This window comes from Planococcus sp. APC 3900 (assembly GCF_030407735.1).
In the GTDB taxonomy this organism is placed as follows: Bacteria; Bacillota; Bacilli; order Bacillales_A; family Planococcaceae; genus Planococcus; species Planococcus notacanthi.
Window position 1 is genome coordinate 127,207 of sequence record NZ_JASDCT010000007.1, and the last position, 18,116, is coordinate 145,322.

Sequence of the window (18,116 nt, forward strand, 5' to 3'; positions counted from 1 at the left end):
TTTTTTAACGATTAAATATTGCGAAAAAAGGAAATATAACTTACACTAAGAGACATAGAGAACGTTCTATTTTTTTACTTAAAAAATGAATGAGTGTTCATTCAAAAAATCAAGGAGGGTTTGCTAGTGGCTTACCAAATTAGAAAAGCGGCTGTACTCGGTTCAGGTGTAATGGGTTCAGGAATTGCAGCGCACCTTGCAAATATAGGAATCCCTGTATTATTGCTTGATATTGTTCCGCGTGAATTATCAAAGGAAGAACAGGCAAAAGGGTTAACTTTAGAAGACAAGGCAGTACGCAATCGCATTGCAACTGGTTCTATCCAGAAACTGCTTAAGCAGAAACCGGCTCCATTGACAGCTAAAAAGAATCTTCAATTGATCACACCAGGAAATCTGGAAGACGATCTTGAAAAATTACAGGAAGTCGATTGGATCATTGAAGTCATTGTTGAAAATCTTGACGTGAAAAAATCATTATACGAAAAAATTGATGGCGTCAGAAAAGACGGCACCATCATTTCTTCAAATACATCAGGCATCAGCATTAATGCGATGGTGGAAGGGCGTTCGGAAGATTTCGGCAAACATTTCCTTGGGACCCACTTTTTCAACCCGCCTCGCTATTTGAAACTGTTGGAAGTAATTCCTGCGAAAACTACAGCTCCTGAAGTCGTGGAGTTTATGACAACATTCGGAGAAGACGTTTTAGGCAAGGGTGTAGTAATTGCAAAAGACACACCGAACTTTATCGCTAACCGCATTGGGACATACGGATTGCTTGTCACTTTGCGTGAAATGATGGCACGTGGCTATTCAATCGGGGAAGTGGATTCTGTAACGGGGCCATTAATCGGCCGTCCGAAATCAGCGACATTCCGTACATTGGATGTTGTAGGGCTGGATACCTTTATGCACGTAGCTAAAAATGTCTATGACCAAACTTCAGGTGAAGAACAGAAAGTGTTCGAAGCACCCGTATTTATGAAGAAGATGGTAGAGAACGGTTGGCTTGGCGCAAAATCTGGCCAAGGGTTTTTCTTGAAAAAAGACAAAGAAATCCTGGAGCTTGATCCGGAGACGCTTGACTACCGCGCAGCCGGAAAATTGAAAACGCCTTCACAGGAAATGGCGAAACAGCAAAAAGGCCTCTCAGCTAAAATGAAAACGCTTGTTTATGCAGAAGACCGCACTGGCGAGCTGCTTTGGAGCATACTGGCTCCAACGTTGCGTTATTCAGCGGAATTGAACGGGGAAATTGCAGACGACATCGTTGCGATCGACAATGCCATGAAATGGGGCTTTGGTTGGGAACAAGGTCCGTTTGAAACCTGGGATGCCATCGGTGTCCAAAAATCAGTTGAAAAAATGAAACAGGAAGGGCATCCGGTTCCAGCATTCGTGCAGGCCTTGCTCGACAGCGGAAACGAAACCTTCTATAAAGAAGAAAATAACGACCTTCATTTCTTCAACGGCACAAGCTATCAGCCAGTTCCAGTGAATGAAAAAGTGATTGACTTGAAACGCTACAAGAAAAAGCACGGCGTCATCAAATCAAATTCAGGTGCAAGCTTGATTGACTTAGGCGACGGGATTGCATTGCTTGAATTTCATTCACGCTCGAATGCCATTGGCTTGGATATCATGCAAATGATCAATTACGCAGTCGATGAAGTGGAGAAAAACTTCAAAGGGCTAGTCATAGGCAATCAGGGCAAGAATTTCTGTGTAGGCGCGAACCTCGCCATGATTCTGATGGAAGCACAGGATGACAATATTTTTGAACTTGATTTCACCATCAAGACATTCCAAAATGCCATGATGAAAATCAAATACAGCAATAAACCGGTAGTAGCAGCACCATTCGGCATGTCTCTTGGCGGCGGCGCAGAAGTGGCATTGCCGGCTGCACACATCCAGGCTTCGATGGAGACCTATATGGGCTTGGTGGAGGCAGGCGTCGGGCTGATTCCGGGCGGCGGCGGAAACAAAGAGCTTTATATGAAGCAGTTGAAAGGTTTGCCAAATGGCGTGACCGTAGATTATCAAAACGTCGCCAGCAAAGTATTCGAATCGATTGCGATGGCGAAAGTCTCCACGTCAGCAGAAGAAGCACGGGAAAACAACTTCTTGAATTTCGTGGACGGCATCAGCGTCAACAGCGACCATTTGATCTACGATGCGAAACAAGCGGCTCTTGCACTCTACGAAACGGGCTATCAGGCACCGCAGCGTGAAAAAGTACCGGTAACCGGTGAACCTGGCTACGCGACATTGTTATTGGGCGCAGAAGGCATGTTCATTTCCGGCTATATCAGTGAATACGATTTAAAAATCGCCAAAAAACTGGCGTTTGTACTGTCAGGCGGAAAAGTTCCCTATGGCACAAAAGTGGACGAGCAATACTTGCTTGATCTTGAGCGCCAAGCGTTCTTGAGTCTTGTAGCAGAACCGAAAACCCAGCAGCGCATGCAGCATATGCTGGTTAAAGGAAAACCATTACGTAATTAATCGTTGATTATAAAAGGAGGAACTACACATGCGTGAAGCAGTAATTGTGGCCAGTGCTCGAACACCGGTCGGAAAAGCGGCAAAAGGTTCTTTAGCCACGGTGCGTCCGGACGATTTCGGCGCATTGGTTGTTAGAGAAACGCTACAGCGGGCTGGCGGGTACGACGGGCCGATAGATGATTTGATCATGGGATGTGCCATGCCGGAAGCAGAGCAAGGCATGAACATCGCACGCAATATCGGAGCACTTGCAGGTTTACCGGATACGGTCTCAGCCGTTACCGTCAACCGTTTCTGTTCTTCTGGCCTTCAGTCGATCGCCTATGCAGCAGAACGCATCATGGTTGGTTCAGCTGAAGCAATCATTGCAGGCGGCGTAGAATCGATGAGCATGGTGCCGATGATGGGCAATGTCATCCGTCCAAACGCGAAATTGGCAGAAACAGCACCGCAATACTATATGAGCATGGGGCATACGGCAGAACAAGTAGCCACACAATACGGCATCAGCCGTGAAGACCAGGATGCATTTTCTGTCCGTTCCCATGAAAAAGCGGCAGCAGCCATTGCAGCCGGGCACTTTGATGAAGAAGTTGTGCCTGTCGAAGTGACGAAACGATATGTTGATGAAAACAATAAATACCAGGAGAAAACATCTATGTTCGAAATGGATGAAGGTGTCCGCCATGGCACCAGCATCCAAACCTTGAACAAATTGCGCTCTGCTTTCTCAGCCCGTGGCACGGTTACCGCTGGAAACTCTTCACAGACTTCTGACGGCGCCGGCGCATTGCTGGTGATGGACCGTGAAAAGGCAGAAGCTCTAGGCTTGAAACCGATTGCGAAATTCCGTTCGTTTGCAACTGGCGGCGTACCGCCGGAAGTAATGGGCATCGGTCCTGTTGTAGCCATTCCAAAAGCCTTGAAATTGGCTGGATTGACGATTGATGACATCGATGTATGGGAATTGAACGAAGCATTCGCTTCCCAATCGCTTGGCGTCATTCGGGAGCTTGGATTGGATATCGACAAAGTCAACTTCAACGGGGGAGCCATTGCACTTGGCCATCCACTGGGGGCGACGGGCTCGATCCTGACGATCCGTATGATGAGTGAATTGAAGCGCCAAGGCAAGCAGTTCGGTGTCGTCACAATGTGTATCGGTGGAGGAATGGGCGCAGCAGGCGTCTTTGAAATGCTGTAGAACTGAATTTGATAAATATTTTGTAAGGATATGGAGCATATCAGCGGAAACTCCAGCGGAAAGCGTCCGCCTGGAGCGATTTCTTTAAAATAGAACATAATAAGCAATTACAAAATAGGAGGAATACAAAATGGAACAATCAAAAACATTGATCAAAGGCGGCAGTTTCTTAATTGAAGATGCGGATCTGTCACGGGTATTCACACCGGAAGATTTCACAGAAGAACAAAAAATGATCGCGAAAACGACTGAGGATTACGTCAACACAGAAGTAATGCCAGTAGTTGAAAAACTGGAAAACCACGAATTTGAGCATTCTGTCCGTCTGTTGAAAACGGCAGGCGACCTTGGCCTTCTTGGTGCTGATGTTCCGGAACAATATGGCGGTTTAGGATTAGACAAAATCGCATCAGCTTTAATCGCTGAAAAAATGTCGAAAGCGGGCGGCTTCTCAATCACTCACGGAGCACACGTCGGTATCGGTTCACTGCCAATCGTTCTTTTCGGTAATGAAGAACAAAAACAAAGCTACTTGCCGCGCCTTGCGACAGGTGAAATGATTGCAGCTTACGCTTTGACTGAGCCAAGCTCAGGGTCAGATGCATTAGGAGCGAAAACAGTTGCCAAGCTGAACGAAGCAGGCACACATTACGTATTGAACGGTGAAAAGCAATGGATCACCAACGCTGGATTTGCGGATGTATTCGTAGTCTATGCAAAAATCGATGGAGACAAATTCTCTGCATTTATTGTAGAGCGCGAATTCCCTGGCGTTTCTGTTGGACCGGAAGAAAAGAAAATGGGCATCAAATCGTCTTCTACACGGACGTTGATTCTGCAGGACGCTGAAGTTCCCGTCGAAAACCTATTGGGCGAAGCTGGGCGCGGACATATCATTGCGTTCAACATCTTGAACATCGGCCGCTACAAATTGGGAGTCGGCACTATCGGGGCTTCTAAGCGCGCAATGGAATTGACGATCCCTTACACGAACCAGCGGCAGCAATTCAAGACACCAATTTCCTCATTCAACTTGACGCGTGAGAAATTGGCGACAATGGCATCTAAATTATACGCAGTTGAAAGCTCTGTATATCGTACTGTTGGATTGTTCGAAGACCGCATGAGCAGCTTTACGGATGAGCAGCATGCTGATGGCAAATTAGTGGCTGATTCGATTGCTGAGTTTGCAGTAGAATGCTCACTTAATAAATTCTTCGGTACGGAAACATTGGATTATATCGTAGATGAAGGCGTTCAGTTGCACGGAGGCTACGGCTTTATGCAGGAATACGAAATTGAACGCATTTACCGTGATTCACGCATCAACCGTATTTTTGAAGGAACAAATGAAATCAACCGTCTATTGGTGCCAGGAACGCTATTGCGCAAAGCAATGAAAGGTGAATTGCCATTATTGCAGCATGCACAGAAGCTTCAGGAAGAACTGATGATGATGATGCCGGAAGAAGTTGGCACAGAAGCTTTGGCTCAAGAGAAGTACTTGGTGAAAAATGCCAAGAAAATTGCTTTGCTTGCTGCAGGCCTAGCGGCTCAGACATACGGCACGAAGTTGGAAGCGGAGCAGGAAGTGCTTGTCAACATCGCAGACATCGTGAGCAACGTCTTTGCGATGGAATCAGTAGTGTTGCGTACAGAAAAAGCGATTGCTGCTTCAGGTGAAGAAAAAGCCAAGCAAAAACTTCTGTATACGCAGATTTATTGCCAGGAAGCATTCGACCAGATTGAAAAGGATGCCAAAGAAACGTTGATTGCAGCCATCGAAGGCGACAACCAGCGCATGATGCTTTCAGCATTGCGTAAATTGACCCGTTCAACGCCTTACAACGTCATTGCGAAAAAACGCGAAGCGGCTGTTAAGTTGATTGACGTTGAGAAATACATCGTTTAAGTGATAACGGTAACAGGCAGATCCGAACTTATCGGATTTGCCTGTTTTTTTTTGCGTCGACCGAAAGCCTTCTTTTTGGTAAGCTTAGAAAAAAGGGAGGTTCTAACTTGATTACTTATTATGCGTACCCGAAATGCACAACTTGCCGGAAAGCGAAAAGCTGGCTGGACAAAAATAATGTGGAATATAATGAAATACATATCGCAGAAAACCCGCCGACAAAAGAACAATTGGCTGAAATCTATCAGGCTAGCGGTGTGGAATTGAAGAAGTTTTTCAATACAAGCGGTTTAATCTATCGTTCGCTTGGCTTGAAAGACAAATTATCGACCATGACCGAAGAACAGCAATTAGAGCTTTTGGCTTCAGATGGCATGTTGATCAAGCGTCCGTTGGCTTGGGATGGAAAAAAGGTGACACTAGGTTTTAAAGAAGCCGATTACCAGAATAACTGGCTTTAAGAAACGGCATCATCTTGTATTTCACAGATGTTTATGTCAAACTGAAATTGAATCAACTACATAATTTGGAGGGGTCAAGATGAGCACACCAGCAGAACTTCGTTATTCTAAAGAACATGAATGGGTTAAGATCGAAGATGGCAATGCGCGTATCGGAATTACTCATTTCGCACAGGCTGAATTGGGGGATATCGTATTTGTTGAACTTCCACAAGTTGGCGATGAACTGAAAAAAGACCAGCCTTTCGGCAGCGTTGAATCCGTTAAAACAGTTTCGGAATTATATGCACCAATCAGCGGCAAAGTGATCGAAGTCAACTCCGAGCTTGAAGACAGCCCGGAATTCGTCAACGAGTCACCTTACGAGCAGGCATGGATGGTGGTTATTGAAGCCCCTTCTGAAGAAGAAATCAGTGATCTGATGAATGCTGATCAATACAAAGAAATGACCAACGAATAATTCCCGGAAAGCGCCTTTAATTTGGCGCTTTTTTTATTTGCGCCAAAGACGGAGAGAGTTGTGAAGAACCCCTATTCACTAGGTATCGAGTCCAATCTCTTGAACTAACCGTGCACCAACTGGTTTTTGAAAAGCTTATTTGTGGAATAACTCAATATAAAGGGGTATATTTCAACTTATATAGAAACAGCTTTTGAACTTATTCTATATTCGATGGGGTGAGTGTTATGGGAAAGGTGATTGTTGTGGAAGGGCTCAGTGATAAGACGAGAATTGCACCGCTCATTGCAGAACCCGTGACGATTCTTTGCACAAATGGTACAGTAAGTCCAACGAGACTTGAAGAATTGCTGCTGCCATATGAAGGCCAGGACATCATTATATTAGTGGATGCAGACTCTTCAGGAGAAAAATTGCGGAAGCTGGTCAAGCGTGAGTTCCCTGAAGCCCGGCATTTTTATGTGAACCGGAGCTACAAGGAAGTCGCAGCAACGCCGCTCCGGATCCTGATGGATGTGCTCATCTCAGCGAATGTCCAGGTCAATAAGCTATTAACAGAGGGATGAAGACGATGCAGGAATGGACTCATAAAGAATGGATCAAAGAAAAGAATACCAATCGCACTACCGCGTATTACTTATACACACCGATGTGCGGGACTTGTCAGGTAGCTTCCAAAATGCTGTCGGTTGTCACAGAACTATTGCCGGATCTTCCGATTGGCAAAGCGAACTTGAACTATGTACAGGAAATTGCAGGAATGTATGAAGTGGAAAGTGTTCCTTGCCTGCTGATTACAGAGAATGGGAAGCTCAAGGAAAAGATTTACGCTTTCCAATCGGTACCTTATTTATATGGCAAGTTGAAATCTGTTGACGAATATAGCCGGTCATGGTAAATTGAATTTCTGGTAAGAAAAGCGCGGGACTCTATTTGAAATAGGCGAAGCGTAAGATTTACCACCAATTAAAATCTATTCTGTTTTACTAATTTCATATCGAACTCTTATTAAGAGTGGTGGAGGGAAGTGCCCTATGAAGCCCGGCAACCGTCATGAAAATGAAATGGTGCCAAATCACACGAAGCGAAAGCTTTGGAAGATGAGAGATTGGTTTCCGTATAATATACGTTTGCCCTTCTGCTCAGTTATGCGCGGAAGGGTTTTTTATTTTTAGGATTCAGGGGTGTTCAACGAATGATCGAGTTAAAGAAAGTGACGAAAAAATTTGATACAGGCAAGGCGGTTCTTACGGCTGTCGACCAAGTTGATTTATCTATTGCTGATGGAGAAATATTTGGGATTATCGGATATAGTGGAGCCGGTAAAAGTACATTAATCCGCTTGTTGAATGGATTGGAAAAACCGACTTCCGGCACTGTGGAAATCAACGGAAAGGTAATTACGTCCATTAAAGGCGGGGAATTGCGGAAAGCGCGCCAAAAAGTCAGCATGATTTTCCAGCATTTCAACTTATTATGGTCGAGGACGGTTAAAGAGAACATCGAATTCCCTTTGGAAATTGCGGGAGTCTCAAAAGCGCAGCGTGGAAAACGGGTGCAGGAACTGATTGAGCTGGTTGGATTATCGGGCCGCGAAAATGCTTATCCATCGGAACTGTCTGGCGGACAGAAGCAGCGTGTCGGTATTGCCCGTGCGCTGGCGAACGATCCGGAAGTCCTATTATGTGATGAAGCAACTTCTGCACTTGATCCGGAAACGACAGACGCAATCCTAGATTTATTGGTCGATATCAACAAGCGATTAGGCTTGACCATCGTATTGATTACTCATGAAATGCACGTCATCCGAAAAATCTGTCATCGTGTTGCTGTAATGGAAGGCGGGCGTGTCGTGGAGCTCGGGGATGTTCTGAATGTTTTCCAATCACCAAAAGAAGAAATCACCAAACGCTTTGTGGCCCAGGTCACTGATAGTGGAGATTCACAGGAAACCATCAAAAACCTTCGTGAGTTGTATCCGACAGGCGAACTGGTGAAATTGGTTTTTGTCGGAGAACAAACCGAACAGCCAATTCTGACAAAACTGATTCGCAGCCATTCGGTGGAAGTCAATATCGTCCAAGGCAATATTTCGCATACGCAACGTGGAGCTTATGGAACATTGATTCTTCAGTTGAAAGGCTCTCCTGGTGAAATGGAAGAAGCTTTGGCATTTCTCCACTCAGAAGATGTTCAAACGGAGGTAATGCACAATGATTGATTCGTTATTCCCCAATGTAGATTGGGACAGTATGTGGGAAGCCACACTTGAAACTCTTTATATGACAGCTTTATCAACGTTGTTTACATTCATCATCGGTTTGGCTCTTGGAATCCTGTTATTTTTGACAGCTCCGAAGCAATTATGGGCAAATAAAGTGGTCAATTGGCTGACAGGTGCATTCGTTAATATATTCCGCTCCATTCCATTTATCATTTTGATTATTTTATTGATTCCTTTTACGTTATTCCTGATGGGTTCCATTCGGGGGCCAAACGCAGCTTTGCCCGCATTGATCATCGGCTCAGCTCCATTTTATGCACGCATGGTGTTGATTGCATTAAAGGAAATCGACAAAGGAGTCATCGAAGCAGCACGCTCTATGGGCGCGACGACCGGCACAATCATTTGGAAAGTGCTGCTGCCTGAATCGAAACCGGCATTGATTTCCGGAATTACGGTAACAGCCATCGCATTGGTCGGCTATACGGCTATGGCAGGCATCATCGGTGCAGGCGGCCTTGGGACATTGGCTTTCCTGGATGGTTTTCAGCGCAGCCGTGAAGACGTCACATTGATGGCGACGATCCTAATCTTGATCATTGTGTTCGTCATTCAATATATTGGTGATTTGGTAACAACAAAAGCAGATAAACGGTAATTGCGGATTTTCCGTTCCATAAACTAAAACACAGCAAAAGGGAGAGATAAAGATGAAGAAATTTGTAGTAGGAACAGCGTTGACAGCTTTAGTACTTGCAGGATGCGGAAATGGCGGAGCGGGTGAAGAAGAATCTAAGACTTTGCGTGTTGGTGCTTCCAATGTACCCCATGCTGAAATTCTAGAGCAAGCACAGCCACTTCTTGAAGAACAAGGAATCGAATTGGAAATTGAAACATATCAGGATTATGTCCTCCCTAACGAAGACTTGGAGTCTGGTGAAATTGATGCCAACTACTTCCAGCATATTCCGTATTTAGAATCACAGCTAGCGGATCATGGCTATGAATTCGAAAATGCTGGCGGAATCCACATCGAACCAATCGGAGTCTACTCACAGGATTACGCATCTCTTGATGAACTTCCAGAAGGCGGTACGATTTTGATGAGCAACTCGGTAGCGGATCATGGGCGTATTCTGTCACTGCTTGAAGCTGAAGGTTTGATCAAATTGGCTGAAGGCGTTGATAAAACAGCTGCTGAAGTAAGCGATGTTGTTGAAAATCCTAAAAATCTTCAGTTTGACGCGAACTATGAGGCAGCCCTGCTGGTTCAAATGTATGAATCCGGTGAAGGCGATGCTGTCTTGATCAATTCCAACTATGCCATTGATGCAGGAATTAGCCCGTTGGAAGATTCAATTGCACTTGAATCATCAGAGTCGCCTTATGTAAACATTATTGCTGTTCGCGCTGGCGATGAAGAGAATGAAAATGTAAAAGCATTGGTAGAAGTTTTGACATCTCAGGAAATCCAGGATTTCATTCTGGAAGAGTGGGGCGGAGCGGTCGTACCAGTAGATTGATTTTAAAAAGCATCTTTCGGGATGCTTTTTTATTTTTGGTGAAATAATAAAAATATTCCGTAAATTAATGTATAACTTACATTTTGTCTTAGTCTGTGCTACTTTTGAATAATAAAAAAGAAGCATTTGTTCATATGAGGAGGACAATTTCGTGAAATTCAATTTTGGTTTATTGCCGAGAATCATTGTGGCAATCGTTTTAGGTGTCCTTATTGGATTAGTTGCACCGGAAAGTATGGTGCGGGTTTTCGCTACCTTTACATCGCTTTTCGGAAATTTCCTAAACTTTGTGGTGCCGTTGATCATTCTTGGGTTCATTGCTCCAGGTATTGCGAAATTAGGAAAAGGTTCAGGCAAATTACTGGGGATGGCTACTGGTGCAGCATATGCGTCTACCATCATAGCAGGCGTGTTAGCTTTTTTTGTGGCAGTTACAGTCTTGCCTAATTTTATGCAAGAAGGTTCTTTAAGTGGCATGGAAGATCCGGAAAAGGCATTAGCAGCGACGTTCATTACATTAGACATGCCCCCTGTCTTTGGTGTGATGTCTGCACTGATTCTCGCGTTCTTGCTCGGTATCGGCATGGCGTCAACGGGCAGCAAAGTTATGGTTTCGTTTTTTGATGAATTCCAGGCGATTATTGAAAAGACAATTTCTTATGTCATCATTCCTCTTTTGCCATTTCATATCTTTGGTATTTTTGCGAACATGGCGTATGGCGGAGCCGTATTTGAAATTCTGTCATTGTTTGCGATTGTCTTTGTCATGATCATCATTCTGCATTGGGTAATGCTATTGCTGCAGTATTCAACAGCAGGAGCATTGAAAGGAAGAAATCCATTTATCCTACTAAAAACCATGATGCCGGCTTATTTTACAGCTCTAGGAACGCAGTCTTCAGCAGCGACTATCCCGGTGACGCTTCGCCAGGCACGCAAATCGGGTGCCAATGAACGGGTAGCGGACTTTACAGTTCCTTTGTTTGCGACGATTCATTTGTCAGGCAGTACCATTACTTTGGTGTCCTGTGCCATCGGTGTCTTATTGTTGACGGGCGGAACCCCAGTGTTCAGCGATTTCTTTCCATTCATTTTAATGTTGGGCGTTACGATGATAGCAGCTCCAGGAGTTCCGGGAGGCGCTGTTATGGCAGCAATCGGATTGCTGGAAGTCATGCTTGGATTTGACCCTACTATGGTGGCGTTGATGATCGCCCTTTACATGGCCCAGGACAGCTTTGGAACAGCTGCCAACGTCACGGGTGACGGCGCTTTGGCACATATTGTAGATCGTTTTACAAATGGCAAGAAAAGTTTGCAATAATTAAGCGATTCTGGAGATTGCGGCTATTTCATCTAGTCTATTCTATTGGTAATTTCTGTGCTATTATAACGGAGATATTACACAATAGGGGGAAACATCATGAAGAAATTTGCAGCAATCGCGTTAACTGCCACCGTTTTTTTGGCGGCATGTGGAACAGATGAAACATCCGATACGAAAGAAGCGACTGCAGACTCAGGCGTTTCTGAAACGGACAAAGATGTAAAGCAAGAATTGATGAAGTTTTATATGGCCATTCCAAATACGATCAATGCAGTTGACGGCGATTTGAATTTGTTTGAAATGGGCCAAGCTGAAGGTACATTGCCAGAGGGTGAGGAACTGCAGACAATGAAGGATGCAGCTATCCTATCTGCTGAAAATGCGGCAGATGCTGTAGAAACCTTAGAAATTCCAACAGCATTGGAAGGTCAGCAAGAACAAATCGAAACAGCATTTACAGCGATAATGGAATCTTATGAGATGAAAGCCGAAGCATTGGCGAAAGACGCTTCTTTTGAAGCAGCTGACAAAAAGTTTGGTGAAGCGGATGCTTTGTTAAATGAATTGTTGGTGGAGCAGGATTTAGCCCCTTCGAGCGTCTACAATGAAGTTTCACAGTAAATAGATTGAACCCCAGACATTCACTTGTCTGGGGTTTTCTGATATTGGTAGATTAATAAGGAAATAGTTCTATTTTCAGATTAATTAGACAATAGCCGTGTTTATATGGTTGTTGATGGGGTATACTTACAAACGTAATCCTAAATCCCAAAAGATTGAAAGGAATGGTTCATTATCGAATCGCAAGGAATTGAAAAGACGGAGAAAATGGAACAGGCATTCAGAAACGCACATGGTTTCGGAATTGACGAGTACCAAAATGACCCTGACAAAATCATCGAAGTAGAACAGCGCCGTGAACAGGATTATCAGCTAGGCCAAAAAGTAGCCAGCCAAATCGAACGGCAGGTACATCGAGACTAAACATATAAAAACGGAACCAGCATCCTCGGATGCTGGTTTTTTATTGATACGGATTCTCATTTAGATACCTTTTATTGAAAATATAGAAGCATGACAGTTGTCATACAGCGCTTTTAGAAAATACTAGGAAATACAGTATTCTAAAATGTTTTGCTTAAACTTTTGAAGCAGTTTAATGATTTGCCAGTAAGGTGAATATGGGTTAAGATTAGAATGATACTAATTAAGAATGCTTTGCCATTCAAAATTAACTTTATGGAGGTATTTACATGTCAACTTTGGTCATTAAAGATTTACACGTTAAAATCGAAGACAAAGAGATTTTAAAGGGTGTAGACTTAACAATTAATACAGGTGAAATACATGCAATCATGGGGCCTAACGGCACAGGGAAATCTACTTTAGCATCGGCTATCATGGGGCATCCAAAATATGAAATTACTCAAGGATCTATCACTTTGGACGGCGAAGACGTTCTCGAGATGGAAGTTGACGAACGCGCACGCGCTGGCCTTTTCCTAGGTATGCAATATCCAAGCGAAATTTCTGGAGTGACTAATGCTGACTTTATGCGTTCAGCAATGAACGCACGCCGCGAAGAAGGCGATGAAATTTCATTGATGAAATTCATCCGCGAGTTGGACAGCAAAATGGAAGTGCTTGATATGCAGGAAGATATGGCACAGCGTTACTTGAACGAAGGCTTCTCAGGCGGGGAAAAGAAACGCAATGAGATTCTTCAATTGATGATGATCAAACCGAAATTCGCGATTCTGGATGAGATTGACTCTGGTTTGGATATCGATGCATTGAAAGTTGTTTCAGAAGGCATTAACCAAATGAGAAGCGAAAGCTTTGGCTGCTTGATCATCACTCATTATCAGCGTTTGCTGAACTACATCACTCCTGACCATGTCCATGTAATGATGCAAGGACGCGTAGTCAAATCAGGTGGAGAAGAACTTTCTCACAAACTTGAAGCTGAAGGCTATGACTGGATCAAAGCTGAACTTGGCATCGAAGATGAGACTGTAGGACAACAAGCTTAATTGGAAGGGGCAACTAACGTGACGGTTGAAACAAATCTATCAATAACCGAGCAGGAAGTACGTTCCTTCTCGGCTTCTAAATCAGAACCTGAAGAGTTTACAAACTTGCGTGTTCAGGCGCTTGCAGCTGCAGAAACATTGCCGTTGCCAAAACCTGATAAAACAAAAATCACTGCCTGGAACTTTACAGAATTTCCGGTTCATTCAACAGAGAGTTCAACTTACTCATCGCTTACAGAGCTGCCTGAAGAGGTTCAGTCTCTTGTTGACTTGAAACAGAAAAGCTTGTATATCCAGCATAACAATACACCAGCCTATTTAGCATTGCCTGAAGAGCTGAAAGCACAGGGAGTTATCTTGACAGATATCTTCACAGCGATTCGTGACCATGCAGATCTTGTTGGGAAATACTTTATGAATGAGGCAGTAAAAGCTGAAGAACATAAATTGACATCACTTCATGCAGCTTTATTAAACGGCGGAGTATTTCTTTATGTTCCTAAAAACGTCATAGTTGAAGAACCTGTACAAGTGGTATTCATTCATGACAATGAAGATGCTTCGCTGTTCAACCACGTGTTGGTGGTAGCAGACACAAGCAGCCAGGTGACTTACGTTGAAACCTATATCTCCACTGTTCCGCACGCGAACGGATTGGCGAATATCGTTTCTGAAGTCATTGCGGAAGATAATGCAAAAATCACTTACGGCGCAGTAGATGTATTGGCTGAAGGATTTACTGCTTACATCAACCGCCGCGGAGTGGCAAAACGCGATGCGACGATTGAATGGGCACTTGGCATGATGAACGACAGCGATACCATCTCTGAAAATACAACTTACCTGATTGGCGATAACTCAACAGGCGATACAAAAACAGTGGTAGTTGGAAGAGGGTCCCAGAAACAGAACTTTACAACAACTGTAAGGCATTGGGGCAAAAATTCAGAAGGCCAGATCTTGACTCACGGCGTGATGAAAGAAGCCGCATCTGCTATTTTCAACGGGATCGGTAAAATCGAACACGGTGCATCAAAAGCCAATGCCGAACAGGAATCGCGTGTGCTGATGTTGAGTGAAAAAGCACGTGGAGACGCTAACCCGATTCTTCTAATCGATGAAGATGACGTAACTGCAGGACACGCTGCATCAGTCGGACGTGTTGATCCGCTTCAATTGTATTATTTGATGAGCCGAGGCATTACAAAACAAGAAGCTGAACGTCTTGTTATTCACGGCTTCCTGGCACCGGTTGTCCGTGTATTGCCAATCGAAGGCGTTAAAAAGCAATTGACGGAGGTTATCGAAAGGAAAGTCCGCTAATGATCAACCAAGAGATAAAAAGCTATTTTCCGATACTCAACCAAGAAATAAATGGGCATCCGCTTGTTTATCTGGACAGCGCAGCCACTTCACAGAAGCCGGTTCAAGTGATCGAAGCCATGAAGAACTACTATGAGTTCGACAATGCCAACGTACATCGGGGCGTCCATACGCTCGGGAACCGTGCAACTGAAAAGTACGAAGGCGCGCGCGACAAAGTCCGGAAATTCATCAACGCCAATTCAACGGAAGAAATCATTTTCCTGCGGGGAACGACAACAGCCATTAACCTTGTTGCGCAAAGCTACGGCCGAGCCAATGTGAATGAAGGCGATGAAATTGTCATCACCTACATGGAACACCATTCCAATATTATTCCGTGGCAACAATTGGCGAAAGAACGTGGAGCCATTTTGAAATATGTTGAACTTGAAAAAGATGGCACGATTTCCTTGGAGCAGGTTCGCGCTGCTGTAACCGAACGGACGAAGATTGTTTCGATGGTCTATGTCTCGAATGTTCTCGGCACTATGAACCCGGTCAAAGAAGTCGCTCAGATCGCCCATGAAAATGGAGCGGTTATGGTTGTCGATGGCGCTCAAGCAGCACCGCATCTGAAAATAGATGTACAGCAGCTTGACTGTGATTTCTTTGCTTTTTCCGGCCATAAAATGTGCGGCCCTACAGGGATCGGCGTTCTTTATGGCAAAAAAGAATTATTGAACAACATGGAACCGGTGGAGTTTGGTGGAGAAATGATTGATTTTGTCGGATTGTACGATTCGACTTGGAAAGAGCTGCCCTGGAAGTTTGAAGGCGGTACACCTATTATTGCAGGTGCTGTCGGATTAGGCGCAGCGATTGATTTTCTCAACGAAATCGGCTTAAATGAAATTGAGAAACATGAGCACCAAATGGCTGCTTATGCGATGGATAAAATGGGCGGCATCGAAGGACTGGAAATCTACGGTCCAGCTGATCCCCAGCATCGGGCAGGCATCGTCACCTTCAACTTGAACGATGTCCATCCGCATGATGTTGCCACTGTCCTTGACATGAGCGGTATTGCGGTTCGTGCAGGCCATCACTGTGCGCAGCCTTTGATGAAATGGCTGGAAGTTACAGCTACAGCACGCGCAAGCTTCTACTTATACAATAGCGAGTCAGATGTTGACCGCTTAGTGGAAGGTCTGCGTTCAGCAAAGGAGTATTTCAACGATGTCTTCTAATTTAGATCAATTATACCGACGCGTCATTATGGACCATTACAAAACGCCCCGCAATAAGGGCACAATTGAAAACAACAGCGTCAATATCGAGATGAACAATCCGACCTGTGGAGATCGCATCCATCTGACTTTGCAGGTCGAAGACGGCATCGTCAAAGATGCGAAGTTTGACGGTGAAGGATGTTCGATTTCTATGGCTTCAGCTTCGATGATGACGCAGGCAGTTAAGGGGCAGGAAATTGATACGGCATTACGGCTTTCCGGCATCTTTTCTGATATGATGCTTGGCAAAGAGTACGATGATTCGATTGACCTTGGTGATATTGAAGCATTGCAAGGCGTCTCTCAGTTCCCGGCCCGTATTAAATGTGCGACTTTAGCTTGGAAAGCCATGGAAAAAGGCGTGCAAAACGAAGAAAAATCGTAACACAGAACGGAGGAACGACGATGGCGAAAAAAATGCCGGAAATCGGTGATTATAAATATGGGTTCCACGATAAGGATGTTTCAGTTTTTAGATCCAAACGTGGACTTACTGAAGATATTGTAAGAGAAATTTCGAAGATCAAAGAAGAACCGGAATGGATGTTGAAATCCCGTCTGAAAGCATTGAAATTGTTTTACTCAATGCCGATGCCACAATGGGGTGGAGATCTGGGTTCGTTGAACTTTGATGAAATTACGTATTACGTAAAACCATCTGAAGCAAGCCAGACTTCTTGGGATGAAGTTCCTGAAGAAATCAAACGCACATTCGACAAGTTGGGCATTCCAGAAGCAGAGCAAAAATATTTGGCTGGTGTATCGGCTCAGTATGAATCTGAAGTGGTTTACCACAACATGAAAGTTGAATTGGAAGATATGGGGATCGTCTTTAAAGACACCGGTGCCGCTCTTCGTGAAAACGAAGACCTGTTCAAAGAATACTGGCAGTCGGTCATCCCGGCAGCTGACAATAAATTCGCTGCATTGAATACTGCAGTATGGTCTGGTGGATCTTTCATCTACGTGCCTAAAGGCATCAAAGTGGAATCTCCTCTACAGGCTTACTTCCGTATCAACTCTGAAAACATGGGTCAATTCGAACGTACATTGATCATTGTCGATGAAGGCGCAAGCGTACATTACGTGGAAGGCTGTACAGCTCCAGTCTACACAACGAATTCACTTCACTCAGCGGTAGTTGAAATCATTGTGAAGAAAGATGCATATTGCCGTTACACGACCATCCAGAACTGGGCGAACAACGTCTATAACCTAGTGACCAAGCGTGCATTTGTTGACGCTAACGGTACAATGGAATGGATCGATGGCAACATCGGATCGAAATTGACAATGAAATACCCAGCTGTTTACTTGAAAGGCGAAGGCGCACGCGGCATGACGTTGTCGATTGCAATCGCCGGCAAAGGACAACATCAGGATGCTGGAGCGAAAATGATCCATTTGGCTCCTAATACATCTTCTTCTATTGTTTCGAAGTCAATCTCGAAACAAGGAGGTAAAGTTTCGTATCGCGGAATCGTGCACTTCGGCCGCAAAGCCGATGGCGCTCGTTCAAACATCGAGTGTGATACATTGATTATGGATAATCAGTCTACTTCTGATACTATTCCATACAATGAAATCCTGAACGACAACGTATCTTTGGAGCACGAAGCGAAAGTTTCGAAAGTATCTGAAGAGCAATTGTTCTACTTGATGAGCCGTGGCGTTTCTGAACAGGAAGCAACAGAAATGATCGTAATGGGCTTTATCGAACCATTCACGAAAGAACTTCCAATGGAATATGCGGTTGAAATGAACCGTTTGATCAAGTTCGAAATGGAAGGCTCGATCGGTTAATAGATTAATCCAAAACCCTTGGCATGACATTGTTCATGCCAAGGGTTATTTTTATTTCTTTCAG

18 protein-coding genes and 1 riboswitch are annotated in these 18,116 nt (G+C 44.3%); all 18 genes read left to right on the top strand.

From position 1 onward, the window contains the following. The first annotated feature begins 126 nt into the window (after window positions 1-126). Entirely contained in the window at window positions 127-2,511 is a 2,385-nt protein-coding gene (locus tag QMA04_RS14595; RefSeq protein WP_290186648.1) for a 3-hydroxyacyl-CoA dehydrogenase/enoyl-CoA hydratase family protein, read from the top strand. 28 nt (window positions 2,512-2,539) lie between these two features. Beyond that, window positions 2,540-3,715, top strand: coding sequence for an acetyl-CoA C-acetyltransferase (locus QMA04_RS14600; RefSeq protein ID WP_191716531.1), 1,176 nt, complete (start codon window positions 2,540-2,542; stop codon window positions 3,713-3,715). A gap of 130 nt (window positions 3,716-3,845) precedes the next feature. Then, window positions 3,846-5,627: an acyl-CoA dehydrogenase family protein gene (locus tag QMA04_RS14605; protein ID WP_191716530.1), complete on the top strand. Its 1,782-nt coding sequence runs from the start codon at window positions 3,846-3,848 to the stop codon at window positions 5,625-5,627. A 107-nt stretch (window positions 5,628-5,734) separates the two neighbouring features. After that, the gene (locus QMA04_RS14610) at window positions 5,735-6,088 is read left to right on the top strand and encodes an arsenate reductase family protein (protein WP_191716529.1); all 354 of its coding nucleotides are present in this window, start codon (window positions 5,735-5,737) and stop codon (window positions 6,086-6,088) included. Between the two features lie 79 nt (window positions 6,089-6,167). Continuing rightward, window positions 6,168-6,548: a glycine cleavage system protein GcvH gene (gcvH, locus tag QMA04_RS14615; protein ID WP_191716528.1), complete on the top strand. Its 381-nt coding sequence runs from the start codon at window positions 6,168-6,170 to the stop codon at window positions 6,546-6,548. 227 nt (window positions 6,549-6,775) lie between these two features. Then, window positions 6,776-7,114: a ribonuclease M5 gene (locus QMA04_RS14620; protein WP_191716527.1), complete on the top strand. Its 339-nt coding sequence runs from the start codon at window positions 6,776-6,778 to the stop codon at window positions 7,112-7,114. Between the two features lie 5 nt (window positions 7,115-7,119). Further along, window positions 7,120-7,446: a thioredoxin family protein gene (locus QMA04_RS14625; protein WP_191716526.1), complete on the top strand. Its 327-nt coding sequence runs from the start codon at window positions 7,120-7,122 to the stop codon at window positions 7,444-7,446. Window positions 7,447-7,550: 104 nt separating this feature from the next. Beyond that, a riboswitch (SAM riboswitch) is annotated at window positions 7,551-7,655 on the top strand. A gap of 88 nt (window positions 7,656-7,743) precedes the next feature. Beyond that, a complete protein-coding gene (locus tag QMA04_RS14630; protein ID WP_191716525.1) occupies window positions 7,744-8,769 on the top strand; it encodes a methionine ABC transporter ATP-binding protein in 1,026 nt (341 codons plus the stop codon). Continuing rightward, window positions 8,762-9,430, top strand: coding sequence for a methionine ABC transporter permease (locus QMA04_RS14635; protein WP_191716524.1), 669 nt, complete (start codon window positions 8,762-8,764; stop codon window positions 9,428-9,430). The genes QMA04_RS14630 and QMA04_RS14635 overlap by 8 nt, the downstream gene beginning before the upstream one ends. A 52-nt stretch (window positions 9,431-9,482) precedes the next feature. Beyond that, window positions 9,483-10,295 carry a MetQ/NlpA family ABC transporter substrate-binding protein gene (locus tag QMA04_RS14640; protein ID WP_290186654.1) on the top strand — a complete coding sequence of 271 codons (813 nt, stop codon included), beginning with the start codon at window positions 9,483-9,485 and terminating at the stop codon, window positions 10,293-10,295. A 151-nt stretch (window positions 10,296-10,446) separates the two neighbouring features. Continuing rightward, the gene (locus tag QMA04_RS14645; RefSeq protein WP_191716522.1) at window positions 10,447-11,619 is read left to right on the top strand and encodes a dicarboxylate/amino acid:cation symporter; all 1,173 of its coding nucleotides are present in this window, start codon (window positions 10,447-10,449) and stop codon (window positions 11,617-11,619) included. Between the two features lie 99 nt (window positions 11,620-11,718). Beyond that, complete coding sequence (locus QMA04_RS14650; RefSeq protein ID WP_191716521.1) at window positions 11,719-12,243, top strand: hypothetical protein; 525 nt, start codon at window positions 11,719-11,721, stop codon at window positions 12,241-12,243. A gap of 207 nt (window positions 12,244-12,450) precedes the next feature. Continuing rightward, complete coding sequence (locus tag QMA04_RS14655; protein ID WP_191716520.1) at window positions 12,451-12,606, top strand: YuzK family famiily protein; 156 nt, start codon at window positions 12,451-12,453, stop codon at window positions 12,604-12,606. A gap of 263 nt (window positions 12,607-12,869) precedes the next feature. Then, window positions 12,870-13,655: a Fe-S cluster assembly ATPase SufC gene (gene sufC / locus QMA04_RS14660; RefSeq protein ID WP_290186712.1), complete on the top strand. Its 786-nt coding sequence runs from the start codon at window positions 12,870-12,872 to the stop codon at window positions 13,653-13,655. A gap of 18 nt (window positions 13,656-13,673) precedes the next feature. Then, window positions 13,674-14,978, top strand: a complete 1,305-nt coding sequence (gene sufD / locus QMA04_RS14665) for a Fe-S cluster assembly protein SufD (protein ID WP_191716518.1) — start codon at window positions 13,674-13,676, stop codon at window positions 14,976-14,978. After that, window positions 14,978-16,207 carry a cysteine desulfurase gene (locus QMA04_RS14670; protein ID WP_191716517.1) on the top strand — a complete coding sequence of 410 codons (1,230 nt, stop codon included), beginning with the start codon at window positions 14,978-14,980 and terminating at the stop codon, window positions 16,205-16,207. Before sufD ends, QMA04_RS14670 begins: the two co-directional genes overlap by 1 nt. After that, entirely contained in the window at window positions 16,197-16,634 is a 438-nt protein-coding gene (gene sufU / locus QMA04_RS14675; RefSeq protein WP_191716516.1) for a Fe-S cluster assembly sulfur transfer protein SufU, read from the top strand. Before QMA04_RS14670 ends, sufU begins: the two co-directional genes overlap by 11 nt. Before the next feature lie 20 nt (window positions 16,635-16,654). Then, window positions 16,655-18,052 (top strand): Fe-S cluster assembly protein SufB, encoded by a 1,398-nt coding sequence (sufB, locus tag QMA04_RS14680; protein ID WP_191716515.1) that lies wholly within the window; start codon window positions 16,655-16,657, stop codon window positions 18,050-18,052. The last annotated feature ends 64 nt before the right edge of the window (window positions 18,053-18,116 follow it).

What these genes read in the sequence shown, in the direction of transcription:
- sufB (WP_191716515.1), top strand. Translation starts at nt 16,655, where the DNA reads ATGGCGAAAAAAATGCCGGAAATCGGTGATTATAAATATGGGTTCCAC.
- sufU (WP_191716516.1), top strand. Translation starts at nt 16,197, where the DNA reads ATGTCTTCTAATTTAGATCAATTATACCGACGCGTCATTATGGACCAT.
- QMA04_RS14670 (WP_191716517.1), top strand. Translation starts at nt 14,978, where the DNA reads ATGATCAACCAAGAGATAAAAAGCTATTTTCCGATACTCAACCAAGAA.
- QMA04_RS14600 (WP_191716531.1), top strand. Translation starts at nt 2,540, where the DNA reads ATGCGTGAAGCAGTAATTGTGGCCAGTGCTCGAACACCGGTCGGAAAA.
- QMA04_RS14635 (WP_191716524.1), top strand. Translation starts at nt 8,762, where the DNA reads ATGATTGATTCGTTATTCCCCAATGTAGATTGGGACAGTATGTGGGAA.
- QMA04_RS14650 (WP_191716521.1), top strand. Translation starts at nt 11,719, where the DNA reads ATGAAGAAATTTGCAGCAATCGCGTTAACTGCCACCGTTTTTTTGGCG.
- QMA04_RS14625 (WP_191716526.1), top strand. Translation starts at nt 7,120, where the DNA reads ATGCAGGAATGGACTCATAAAGAATGGATCAAAGAAAAGAATACCAAT.
- QMA04_RS14620 (WP_191716527.1), top strand. Translation starts at nt 6,776, where the DNA reads ATGGGAAAGGTGATTGTTGTGGAAGGGCTCAGTGATAAGACGAGAATT.
- QMA04_RS14605 (WP_191716530.1), top strand. Translation starts at nt 3,846, where the DNA reads ATGGAACAATCAAAAACATTGATCAAAGGCGGCAGTTTCTTAATTGAA.
- QMA04_RS14630 (WP_191716525.1), top strand. Translation starts at nt 7,744, where the DNA reads ATGATCGAGTTAAAGAAAGTGACGAAAAAATTTGATACAGGCAAGGCG.
- QMA04_RS14640 (WP_290186654.1), top strand. Translation starts at nt 9,483, where the DNA reads ATGAAGAAATTTGTAGTAGGAACAGCGTTGACAGCTTTAGTACTTGCA.
- QMA04_RS14655 (WP_191716520.1), top strand. Translation starts at nt 12,451, where the DNA reads ATGGAACAGGCATTCAGAAACGCACATGGTTTCGGAATTGACGAGTAC.
- gcvH (WP_191716528.1), top strand. Translation starts at nt 6,168, where the DNA reads ATGAGCACACCAGCAGAACTTCGTTATTCTAAAGAACATGAATGGGTT.